This is a genomic window from Streptomyces sp. NPDC026062 (genome assembly GCF_055568375.1).
The window spans coordinates 1-10,954 of the sequence record NZ_JBVHOQ010000026.1; the positions used below are offsets into that span (position 1 = coordinate 1).

The 10,954-nt window shown below is 71.8% G+C and carries 12 protein-coding genes; 6 read left to right on the forward strand and 6 right to left on the reverse strand.

What is annotated here, in order from left to right; all coding sequences use genetic code 11:
• The coding region (locus tag ACZ4LX_RS23075; RefSeq protein ID WP_467721271.1) for an integrase core domain-containing protein at positions 1–338 on the forward strand (338 nt) is incomplete at its 5' end.
• Here the strand turns inward: ACZ4LX_RS23075 and ACZ4LX_RS23080 are convergent.
• Positions 335–538, reverse strand: a complete 204-nt coding sequence (locus tag ACZ4LX_RS23080) for a DUF1918 domain-containing protein (protein ID WP_467648154.1) — start codon at positions 536–538, stop codon at positions 335–337. The genes ACZ4LX_RS23075 and ACZ4LX_RS23080 overlap by 4 nt on opposite strands.
• A gap of 41 nt (positions 539–579) precedes the next feature.
• On the reverse strand, positions 580–1,596 hold the full coding sequence (locus tag ACZ4LX_RS23085; RefSeq protein ID WP_467648157.1) for a DMT family transporter: 1,017 nt from the start codon (positions 1,594–1,596) through the stop codon (positions 580–582).
• Between ACZ4LX_RS23085 and ACZ4LX_RS23090 the strand changes: the two genes are divergently transcribed.
• From ACZ4LX_RS23090 to ACZ4LX_RS23105, 4 genes are all read left to right on the forward strand, one after another.
• Positions 1,595–3,064: an aminotransferase-like domain-containing protein gene (locus ACZ4LX_RS23090; protein WP_467648162.1), complete on the forward strand. Its 1,470-nt coding sequence runs from the start codon at positions 1,595–1,597 to the stop codon at positions 3,062–3,064. The two genes, ACZ4LX_RS23085 and ACZ4LX_RS23090, sit on opposite strands and share 2 nt — an antisense overlap.
• Positions 3,061–3,492, forward strand: a complete 432-nt coding sequence (locus ACZ4LX_RS23095) for a GNAT family N-acetyltransferase (RefSeq protein WP_467648166.1) — start codon at positions 3,061–3,063, stop codon at positions 3,490–3,492. Before ACZ4LX_RS23090 ends, ACZ4LX_RS23095 begins: the two co-directional genes overlap by 4 nt.
• Positions 3,493–3,553: 61 nt before the next feature.
• A complete protein-coding gene (locus tag ACZ4LX_RS23100; RefSeq protein ID WP_467648170.1) occupies positions 3,554–4,129 on the forward strand; it encodes a histidine phosphatase family protein in 576 nt (191 codons plus the stop codon).
• Positions 4,130–4,226: 97 nt separating this feature from the next.
• Positions 4,227–5,405, forward strand: coding sequence for a serine hydrolase domain-containing protein (locus ACZ4LX_RS23105; protein ID WP_467648173.1), 1,179 nt, complete (start codon positions 4,227–4,229; stop codon positions 5,403–5,405).
• Positions 5,406–5,447: 42 nt separating this feature from the next.
• On the opposite strand, the gene ACZ4LX_RS23110 is transcribed toward ACZ4LX_RS23105, so the two are convergent.
• The 4 genes from ACZ4LX_RS23110 to ACZ4LX_RS23125 all read right to left on the reverse strand — a co-directional run bounded on the left by ACZ4LX_RS23110 (position 5,448) and on the right by ACZ4LX_RS23125 (position 10,375).
• Positions 5,448–7,688 (reverse strand): MMPL family transporter, encoded by a 2,241-nt coding sequence (locus ACZ4LX_RS23110; RefSeq protein WP_467648176.1) that lies wholly within the window; start codon positions 7,686–7,688, stop codon positions 5,448–5,450.
• A 258-nt stretch (positions 7,689–7,946) separates the two neighbouring features.
• Positions 7,947–8,690, reverse strand: coding sequence for a Clp protease N-terminal domain-containing protein (locus tag ACZ4LX_RS23115; protein WP_467648180.1), 744 nt, complete (start codon positions 8,688–8,690; stop codon positions 7,947–7,949).
• A 155-nt stretch (positions 8,691–8,845) separates the two neighbouring features.
• Complete coding sequence (locus ACZ4LX_RS23120; RefSeq protein ID WP_467648184.1) at positions 8,846–9,343, reverse strand: peptidylprolyl isomerase; 498 nt, start codon at positions 9,341–9,343, stop codon at positions 8,846–8,848.
• A gap of 213 nt (positions 9,344–9,556) precedes the next feature.
• Positions 9,557–10,375: a LysR substrate-binding domain-containing protein gene (locus tag ACZ4LX_RS23125; protein ID WP_467648188.1), complete on the reverse strand. Its 819-nt coding sequence runs from the start codon at positions 10,373–10,375 to the stop codon at positions 9,557–9,559.
• Positions 10,376–10,432: 57 nt separating this feature from the next.
• On the opposite strand from ACZ4LX_RS23125, the gene ACZ4LX_RS23130 reads away from it, so the two are divergent.
• The gene (locus tag ACZ4LX_RS23130; protein WP_467648192.1) at positions 10,433–10,822 is read left to right on the forward strand and encodes a DUF5997 family protein; all 390 of its coding nucleotides are present in this window, start codon (positions 10,433–10,435) and stop codon (positions 10,820–10,822) included.
• The last annotated feature ends 132 nt before the right edge of the window (positions 10,823–10,954 follow it).

Here is a 10,954-nt window from a genome sequence, read left to right on the forward strand (position 1 = left end):
ACGCCTACTTCGCCGCCGCCGGAGTCACCGTCCAGCGGGTCCTGACGGACAACGGCTCCTGCTACAAGTCAAACCTCTGGCGGAACTCCCTCGCAGCGCAAGGCATTTCACACAAGCGCACCCGCCCCTACCGGCCGCAGACGAACGGGAAGGTAGAGCGTTTCAACCGGACCCTGCTGGAGGAGTGGGCCTACGCAAGGCCACACCGAACCGAGGCCGAGCGACGTGACGCCTACCCACAGTGGCTCCACACCTACAATCACCACCGCGGACACACCGCGCTCAAGGGCCAACCACCCGCCAGCCGTGTCCCCAACCTCACGGGTCAGTACACCTAGGCTCCCGGGTCCCGGTCCTCGCGGTGCTGGACGACGCTGTCGGGGCCTGGGGTGATCAGGTGTTCATGTCCGTCCTCGAAGCGGACGCGGTACGGGGGAGTCCCCCCGTCCCCGAGCACTTCGACGATCTCCGCGACCCGGTCGTGCTGTCCCACGGTCCTGCCGTGCGTCAGCAGCCGGTCGCCCGTGTGTGCCTCCATCGGGAGTGACCTCCTCACGGGTGGCTTCCATGTCGACAAGTCTATGACCGGCGGGCTCCGGCGCGCTGGGTGACCGCGATGCAGACGAGTACGGCGACCGCCGCCGCCGGGGCCGCCGGGGTGATCTCCTCGCCGAGCAGCATGACCGACCAGATGAGTGTCAGCAGCGGCTGCGCGAGCTGAAGCTGGCTGGCTCGGGCGACGCCGATCTCGGCCATGCCGCGGTACCAGACGTACAGCCCGAAGAAGGTCGACACCACGGAGACCCAGACCAGTCCGGTCACTCCGTGCGCGGTCAGCCGCACCGGTTCGTACGGCAAGGCGATCGCGGCTCCCGCCGCCGCGATCGGCACGGTGAGGATCAGGGCCCAGCCGGTCACCTGCCAGCCGGGCATCATCGTCGCCAGCCTGCCCCCTTCCGTGTACCCCGCCGCGCAGACCAGCAGGGCGCCGAACAGATAGAGGTCCCCGGCCGACAGGCCGCCGCCGCTCTGCAGCACGGTGAAGGTGATCACCACCGCCGCCCCGGCGAGCGCCGCGGCCCAGAACGTGCGGGGAGGCCGCGATCCGGTGCGGAGCGACGAGAACACCGCGGTGGTCAGCGGCAGGAGCCCGACCACCACGGCCGCGTGCGAGGTCGTGGAGGTCCGCAGGGCCAGCGTCGTCAGCAGGGGGAACCCTACGACCACCCCGCCCGCCACCACCGCGAGACCGGCCCAGTGCCGCCGCTCGGGCAGCCGCACCCGGGCCGCGAGCAGCACGCCGGTGGCGACCGAGGCGGCCAGCAGGCTGCGCAGCGCGACCAGGGACCAGGGGCCGAAGCTCTCCAGGCCCCAGGCGGTGGCGGGGAAGGTCAGCGAGAAGGAGACGACCCCGAGCAGAGCGAGCGGCGTGCCGGTGCGGCCCGCCGGGCCGCCACCGCCGGGTGAGGTGAGGTGGCCGGGTGACGTGCGGGGCGCGGGTGAGGTCAGGGGGGCGGGTGTGCCCGGTGTCTGCCCGGTTGCCGCCGGGCCGACCGCTATCGCGGACTCCGTGGTAGCGCTATCCTGTGCTGTCATGCAAGAGCGTAGCAGCGTTGCCGAGTTGGCTGAAGTGCTCCGGACGGAGCTGAACCGCTACTCGGAAGGTGAGAAGCTGCCATCCAGCCGTGCGCTTGTCGAACGCTTTCGGGCCAGCCCCGTCACCGTCTCGCGGGCGGTCGCGCAGCTCGCCGCCGAGGGGCTCCTCGTCACCCGTCCCGGCGCCGGCGCGTTCCGGGCACAGCCCCGTGCCGGCGTACGGCCGCCCGCCGACACCTCCTGGCAGGAGGTGTCGCTCAGCGGTGACGGCGGGCCCGAAGTGGTGCCCCGTACGGTCGACGCCTCCGGTCTCCTGGTCACGCTGACGGCCCCGCCCACGGGAGTCGTCGAGTTCAACGGCGGTTATCTGCACAGCTCGCTCCAGCCCGAGCGGGCCATGGCGGCCGCCCTGGCCCGCGCCGGGCGCCGCCCCGGCGCCTGGAGCCGCCCGCCCATCGACGGGCTCACCGAACTGCGCGCCTGGTTCGCCCGGCAGATCGGCCCCGCGCTGACCGCTGCGGATGTGCTGATCACCGCGGGCGGCCAGAGCGCCCTGGCCACCGCGTTGCGGGCGCTCGCCCAGCCGGGCGCGCCGGTTCTCGTCGAATCGCCCACGTACCCCGGCATGCTGGCGGCCGCCCGTGCCGCCGGACTGCGGCCGGTACCCGTCCCCGTCGACTCCGACGGCGTACGGCCCGAACTCCTCGCAGCGGCCTTCCGGGCCACCGGCGCCCGTGTCCTGGTGTGCCAGCCCCTCTTCCAGAACCCGACGGGCACCGTCCTGGCCGACGGCCGGCGCGGGGACGTCGTCCGGATCGCCCGGGAGGCGGGGGCGTTCGTCATCGAGGACGACTTCGCCCGCCACCTTGTGCACGACGACGCGGGGCCGCTCCCCGCGTCACTGGCCGCCGACGACCCGGACGGTGTCGTCGTCCACGTCTGCTCGCTCACCAAGGCCACCTCGCCCAGCTTCCGGGTGGGCGCCCTCGCCGCCCGGGGGCCGGTCATGGAACGGCTGCGGGCCATCCAGGTCGTCGACAGTCTCTTCGTGCCCCGGCCCCTCCAGGAGGCCGCGCTGGAACTTGTCGGCTCGCCCGCCTGGGGCCGCCATCTCCGCTTCGTCTCGGCGGAGCTGCGTACCCGCCGGACCGCCATGATCACCGCGCTGCGCCAGGAGCTGCCCGGCCTCACGCTGCCGTACATCCCCTCGGGCGGCGGCAACCTCTGGCTGCGTTTGCCGGACTCCGGCGCCGGTGCGGACGAGTCCGCCATGGTGGCGGCGGCTCTGCGCGCCGGCGTCGCCGTCGCGCCGGGGCGCCCCTACTTCTGTGCCGAATCCCCCGCGCCCCAGGTCCGGTTGAGCTTTGTCGCCGTCGCCGGCCTCGCGGAGATCGCCGAAGGCGTGCGACGGCTGTGCACTGCCTGGGGCGGCGTTCTCGACACCCCGGCGGATAGGGTCCGGCCATGACCGAAACGCCTGCGGAACGTTACGAGATATCCTCCGACCCCGCCCGGCTGGACGCGGCGCTTATCCACAACTGGCTCTCCACCGACACCTACTGGGCCAAGGGACGTACCCGGGAGCACCATGACCGCGCCATCGCCGGCTCCCTCAACTTCGGTGCCTACGACCTTCTGTCCGGCGAACAGGCCGGCTACGCCCGTGTGGTGACCGACCTCGCCACCTTCGCCTGGCTCTGCGATGTCTACGTGGACCCCGCGGCCCGCGGGCACGGTCTGGGCGGGCGGCTCGTCTCGGCGGCGCGCGACCATCTCGCCCCGACCGGTGTCCGAAGTTTCCTGCTCGCCACGGCCGATGCGCACGGCGTGTACGAGAAGGCCGGTTTCCAGCCGCTCGACAACCCGGACCAATGGATGTGCCTCCGGTTCCGCTGAGCCGGAAGCGCTTGCGGAGGCACTCTTGACCCGCGCGGCGATCGGCTCCACGATCACGCCCATGAGTGTTCGAGTCTCGCTCGTCGCTGCGGCACGCAGCTCCTCCCTGCTCGGCGAGCGCTTCGACGACGACCGGCCGCTCGACGAGGCCGGCTGGCACGAGGTCCGGTTCGCCGCGCCGGCCCTGGTGCCCCTGGGCGCGGCCGAACTGCGTTACTGCTCACCGACCGCCCGCAGCCGCGCCACCGGCGAGGCGCTCGGCTTCGCGCCGCTGGTCCAGCCCGCCCTGCGCGACTGCGACATGGGGCGCTGGCGCGGCTGCACGCTCTCCGACGTCACCGCGCGCGAACCGGCCGCGGTGGACGCCTGGCTGGCGGACCCGCGCTCCGCGCCGCACGGCGGAGAACCGCTGCTCGCGTTCATCTCCCGGGTCGGCGGCTGGCTGGACACCCGGCCCGCCTGCGACGGTTCCATCGTCGCCGTCGCCGAACCGGCGGTCGTCCGGGCCGCCCTCGTCTACGCGCTGATGGCCCCGCCGTCGACGTACTGGAACGTCGATGTCCGCCCGCTCTCGGTGGTCACGCTCACCGGAACGCCCCGGCGCTGGAGCCTGCGTCTGGAGACGGGCGCCCGCTGACCTCGACCGCTCTCAACGTGCGGTGGAGGCCGGGGACGTGCCACGCCTTCCCGTTGGTCCGACCAGTCGGTATGTTGACGGGAAGTCGATTCCGGCCATGCGTGACCAGGCGAGGGAGGCCATTGTGCCGCTGATTCACGGCCACTGCGACAAGCGGTTCTCCGCGGTGCGCGGCGCGTTCGAGGCGAACTTCCGCGAGCGTGACGAGCTGGGCGCGGCCGTCACCGTCCTGGTCGACGGCCGGCCCGTGGCCGATCTCTGGGGAGGCTGGGCGGACGGCGCCCGAAGCCGCCCCTGGGAAAAGGACACCCTGGTCAACGTCTGGTCCACCACCAAGGGGCCGATCGCGCTCTGCGCCCACATCCTCGTCGACCGAGGCCTGCTCGACCTCGACGCCCCGGTCGCCGCGTACTGGCCGGAATTCGCCGCAGCGGGCAAGGAGGCCGTGCTCGTACGGCAGTTGCTGTCCCACCGCGCCGGCCTCGCGGGCCTCCGTGAGCCGCACACCCTGGCGCAGCTCTACGACGGGGAGCTGACCACCGCCCGGCTCGCGGCGACCGCACCGTGGTGGGAGCCGGGCACCCGGTCCGGCTACCACGCCCTGACGTACGGCTTCCTGGTCGGCGAGGTGATCCGGCGGGTCAGCGGACTGCTGCCGGGCGAGTTCCTCCGGCGCGAGGTGACCGGCCCGCTCGGCATCGACTTCACCGTCGGCCTGCCGGAGAAGGAGGCGGCGCGCGCCGCCGAACTCGTCGTCCCGAAGACGGACCGGGCCGGGCAGCGGGCGCTCTTCGAGGGGTTGGAGCCGGTCGCCGTCGCCTCGCTGCTCAATCCGCCCACGGGGCCGTCCGCCGCCAACACCCGTGAGTGGCGGGACGCGGAGATACCCGCGGCCAACGGCCACGGCACGGCCCGCGCGGTTGCCGCGCTGTACGGCATCCTCGCGGGGCGCGGCAGCGCCGACGGCGTACGGATCCTGTCCGAGGAGGCCGCCGAGCGGGTCCGCGAGGGCCAGGGCAGCTGCCGCGATCTGGTGCTGGGCGCGGGCTTCGCCCATGAGACGGAGATCGCGCTCGGCCTGTGGCTGAGCGGCCCCGACGCCAGTTACGGACCCAACCCGAGGGCCTTCGGCCACGACGGCGCGGGCGGTTCCTGCGGTCTCGCCGATCCGGAGAACGGGATCGCTCTGGGGTATGTGATGAACCGGATGGGCCCGCACGTCGCGAACGACCCGCGCAAGACGGCGCTGATCGAGGCGGTGTACGCCTCGCTGTGACCGGAAGCGTAGTGGTGACCGGAACCGCCGTGATGCGGCGGATCACGCGGCCGGCGGCGGGAGGGGGTCGCCCTCGGTGTTGATGCGGGGGAGGACCCGGTCCAGCCGGCGGGGCATCCACCACGCGCTCCGGCCCAGCAGTGTCATCACCGCGGGTACCAGCAGCAGCCGGACGATCGTGGCGTCGACGAGCACGCTGACCGCCAGCCCGAGGCCCAGCATCTTGACCACGATGTTGTCGCTGATGACGAAGGCGGCGAAGACACTGACCATGATGAGGGCCGCGCAGGTGATCACCCGCGCGGTGATCTCGAGGCCGTGCGCCACCGCACCCTTGCTGTCACCGGTCCGCAGCCAGGCCTCGTGCACCCGGGCGATCAGGAACACCTCGTAGTCCATGCTCAGGCCGAAGACGATGGCGAACATCATCATCGGCACATAGCTCTCGATGGGCACCGTCCCGGAGACTCCGAGGGACGGCCCGCCCCAGCCCCATTGGAAGACCGCCACCACCACCCCGTACGAGGCGGCGATCGACAGGAGGTTGAGGACGGCCGCCTTGACCGCGACGAGAACGCCCCGGAACACCGTCAGGATGATGACGAAGGCCAGGCCGACCACGACGGCGATGATCAGCGGGAGTCTGCTGGAGATGATGTCGAGGAAGTCCTCCTGGGCGGCGGTCGTGCCCGTGACGTAGGCGGAGGCGGAGGTGCCCGAGACGCCCTGCGGCAGGACGTCGTCCTTGAGGTGGTTGAAGAGTGTGGTCGTGCCCGCGTCCTGCGGGGCCTCCTTGGACAGAGCGGTGCCGATGAGGAGCGCCCCGTCGTCCGTCGGCTGCAGCGGAGTGACGCTGGCCGCGCCGGGGACGTCGGTGAGAGCCTTCTGAAGGCTGCTCGCCAGCGCCGAGCGGTCCGAACTCGGTACCGACCGCTGATCGACGACCAGGGTGAACGGGCCGTTCGCACCCGGCCCGAAGCCCGTGGAGATCAGGTCGAACGCGCGCCGGTCGGTGAAGCTCGTCGGATCCGCCCCGTCGTCGATGTGCCCGAGGCGGATGGAGAACAGCGGGATGGCGAGCACCCCCACCACGACCAGCCCGGTGAGCAGGAACCACCAGGGCCGCCGCTCCACCCGCTGGGCGTAGCGATGCCATCCGCCCGTCGCCTCGGTGCCGGGCCCGGCACCGCCCTCGGCGACCGGTGGCCGCACCCGGTAGCGGTCGATCCGCCGGCCGATGAGACCGAGCAGGGCCGGAACCAGGGTGATCGCGCCGATGACCGCGGTGATCACGGTGACGGCTGCCGCGGCCCCCAGTTTGCCGATGAAGCTCACCCGCGAGACGTACAGACCGGCGAGCGCGACGATGACGGTGCAGCCGGAGACCAGGACGGCCCGTCCGCTCGTGGACACCGCCCGGCCGGCGGCCCGGACCGGATCGGCGCCGTCCATGACCAGCTGACGGTGGCGGGTGATGAGGAAGAGCGCGTAGTCGATCCCGACACCGAGGCCGATCATGGTGGCGAGGGTGGGCGAGACACTGGCGAACGTGGTGGCCGCGGCCACCAGGGCCAGGCAGCTCAGCCCGACGACCACGCTGATCAGCGCGGTGACCAGGGGAACACCGGCGGCGATGACACTGCCGAACCCGGTGAGCAGCACGACCACCGCGACGGCGAACCCGACGCCCTCGCTGGTCAGGTCCTTGGTCTCGGGCCTGGCGAGCTCGCCCAGCGGGCCTCCGTACTCGACCTGCACACCGGCGGAACGCAGCGGCTTCACCGCTGTGTCGACCTGGTCGAGATAGGCGTCGTCCAGGGAGGTGGGGTTCACGTCGAACCGCACGGTGATGTACCCCGTCATGCCGTCCTTGGACAGTGCGGTGGACGTCGCGGAGGAGGACGAGGGCAGCGGATTCTGGGCGGACAGGACGTGCGGCAGCTTCTGGAGGTTCCCCACCACCTGACCGACCTGGCTCGACACGTCGGTCAGGGGCTTCTGCGCGTCGTGCAGGACCACCTGCGCACCGGTCCCGCCCGCTGCCGGATCGTGCGCCTTGAGGAGTTCGGCGCCGGTGTTGGACTGCGTGCCGGGCAGGTTGAAGTCGTCGGAGTACGTCCCTCCGAACGCGCTCTGCAGGGCGTGCAGTCCGCCGAGGGCGACCACCCACAGCACGATCACCACGACGAAGTGGCGCGCACACCATTCGCCCAGCCGCAGCAGCCACCCCCGGCCCGAGCGTGCCGGTGGTACGTAGGTGCTGCTGGCGCGGGGCGGGACCATGCGCTCTCCCGGAGAAGGGGACGGGCTGTTTCAGCCGGGCGGTTTCGCCCTGGTGTCCACGTTCGAGAACGTAGAGGCCGGTACGGAGGCCATGGAGTGCGACACGTCCGATGGCCTGCCGGTTCCGCCGCACGGCCGGTAGCCGCGGGGGCCGGTGCGGGGCCCATGCCCCGCACCGGAAACCTCCCCTGGTCCGGGTCGGTCCTTCCCCGGTACGGTCGGTCTTTCTCCGGTCCGGTCAGTCCTTCCGCAGCCCGGTCAGTCCTTCTGCTGGGCGCCGACGATGAGTGTGAGCGCCTCGGTGATGGCCGTCTCCGCGGTCGCCTTGTCGAGTCCGAGGCCGGTCAGCAGTCCCGCGCCGTCCTCGTGCTCCAGCAGGGCCAGCAGGATGTGCTCGGTGCCGATGTAGTTGTGCCCCATCCGAAGGGCCTCCCGGAACGTGAGTTCCAGGGCCTTGCGGGCGTCCGCGTTGTACGGGACGAGCTCGGGCAGTTCGCCTTCGGCGGCTTCCGGGAGCGCCTGCTCGGCGGCCTGGCGGACGGTGTCCAGGGCCACGCCCTGGGCCTTGATGAACGCCCCCGCCAGCGCCTCCGGCTCGCTGAGCAGGCCCAGCACGAGGTGTTCGGTGCCGATCTCCGCGTTGCCCGCGGCGCGGGCCTCGTTCTGCGCGGCCATCACCACGTTCTTCGCGCGCGGGGTGAAGCGGCTGAAGCCCTGGCTGGGGTCGAGCTCGGTCAGCTCGCCGGGGTCCTTCGCCACGAACCGCTTCTGGGCTGCCTGCCGGGTCACGCCCATGCTCTTGCCGATGTCGGTCCAGGAGGCACCGGAACGCCGGGCCTGGTCCACGAAGTGGCCGATCAGATGGTCGGCGACTTCGCCGAGGTGGTCCGCCGCGATGACGGCGTCCTGAAGCTGGTCGAGGGCGTCGGGGTGGACCTTCTTGATGGCTGCGATGAGGTCGTCGAGACGGACGGGCTGCGTCATGCCTACGGGCTGCGTCATGTGTCAACGGTAGGTTGACAGCCCAATAGGTGTCAACCTTCGGTTGACACTCGTCGCATCCAGGGAGCGGCCCTGTCCCCGCACGGCAGAACGCGCCGGCCGACAGTGTGCGTCGGCCGGCGCGTCCGGTCAGCTGTTCTGCGGGAGCTCCGGGATCAGAGGGTCCCGGAGTCGGCGATGGTGACCTTCGCCTTGGTGCGGCCGCTCTGCGAGCCGAGGCCCTCGATCTTCGTGACCAGGTCCATGCTCTGCTGGTCGGCCACCTCGCCGAAGACGACGTGCTTGCCGTCCAGCCAGGACGTCACGATGGTCGTGATGAAGAACTGCGAGCCGTTGGAGTTCGGGCCGCTGTTCGCCATGGAGAGCAGGCCGGGCTTGGTGTGCGCCAGCTTGAAGTTCTCGTCGTCGAACTTGGCACCGTAGATGCTCTTGCCGCCCGTGCCGTCGCCGCGGGTGAAGTCGCCGCCCTGCAGCATGAACTCAGGGATGACGCGGTGGAAGGACGACCCCTTGTAGCCGTAGCCGTGCTCGCCGGTGGCCAGCTGGCGGAAGTTCTCCGCGGTCTTGGGAACGACGTCGTCGAACAGATTGAAGACGATCCGCCCGGCGGGCTCGTCGTTGATGGTGATGTCGAAGTAAACCTTGCTCGTCATGGAACCATCCTGACATCTGTCCCCCGGGCCCCGACGAGCGGGCGCGTCCAAACACCGCTCATGGGTGACCGGCCAGGGGCATCCGGCGGGCCGTCCGCCGCGGCTGCCGGGCCTGACGTGTCCGTTCCGTCACACCGTGCCGCCCGAGGGCGGGGGCGTCATGACCGCTCCAGCCGGTGGGGTCCTGCCGGCATGCCCTGCCGGGAGGTCCGCCTACGGCCGCCGCCGGGGTTTGCCGCGCTTGGCACCGGCAGCCCCCTTGGTGCCGCGGGCTCCGCCCTTCGCACCCTTCGCCCCCTTGGTGCCGCCGGAACCGCCCCGGGGGTTCTTCCCCGCCGACGCGCCTGCCGCGGGCTTGCGCCGCGTGCCGTCGTTCCCGGTCCGCTTCGCCTTCGTCCTCGGCTGTTCGGCGGGCGCGGTGCTGCGGCCCCGGGAGCTGTTCACGGTCCGGCCACGGACGATCCCGATGAAGTCCTCCACCAGGTCCGTCGTCCGTTCCTCGGGCCAGGACAGGGCGATCCGTGACTCGGGCGCGTCCGACAGCGGACGGTAGGTGAGGTCCTTGCGGTGGTGCAGGCGGGCGAGCGATTGAGGCACGACAAGGACACCCACCCCCGCGGCCACCAGCTCGATCGCGTCCGCCGTGGTGGCCGGGCGCTCGATCGCGGGCCTGCCGGGGAGCCGGTCCCAGCCGAGGGTGTCGTCGAGCGGATGCAGCACGACGTCGTCGGCCAGTTCCGTGAGGGAGAGCTCGTCGACCGCTGCCGCCACGTGGTCCTTGGGGATCACGACGACGGTCTGCTCGGTGTAGAGCGGGATCGCGCTGAGGTCCGTCCCGTCGACCGGCAGCCGGACGAAGCCCGCGTCGGCCTCACCGGCGCGCAGCAGCGCGGTCGCCTCGGCGGCCGGCACCGCGACGAGCGTCAGGGGGACGTCGGGCAGGCGCTCGTTCCAGATACGCACCCACTTGGTGGGCGTCACCCCCGGGACATACGCGAGCCGGAACGAAGGGGATACTTCCGAGCCTGTCACACCGCCAGGTTACCGGTCGTGGTCGGAGGCGGCGCACGCGCTCGATACTCTTGAACCATGACGTCGCACCAGACCACCCAGACCATGAAGCCCGCGACCGCGGCGAAGAAGCTGGGTGTGTACCTCGAGGCCACCCCCGCCGAGTTCCAGGAGGGTGTCGTCTCCCGCGCCGAGCTGGCGGCCCTCCAGTCCGATCCGCCCGAGTGGCTGCGGGAGCTGCGGAACAACGGCCCGCACCCGCGCCCGGTGGTCGCGTCCAAGCTGGGCGTCTCCATCTCCGGCCTCGCCCGCGGAGGCGTCACGGACGCCCTGACCACGGAGCAGATCGACGCGCTGAAGCAGGACAACCCCGAGTGGCTGCAGAAGGAGCGGGCCACGCAGGCGGAGGTCCGCAAGGAGACCGTACGCATCAAGGAGCGCAACGCGGCGCGCAAGGACGCCTCGTAGCGCTCGCTCGCACATACTCCGAAAGCTGTCGTGGGGGGGGGGGGGGGGGGGGGGGGGGGGGGGCGGCGCGCCCCCCCCCCCCCCCCGCGGGGGGGGGGGGGGGGGGGGGGGGGGGGGGGGGGGCCCGCGCCC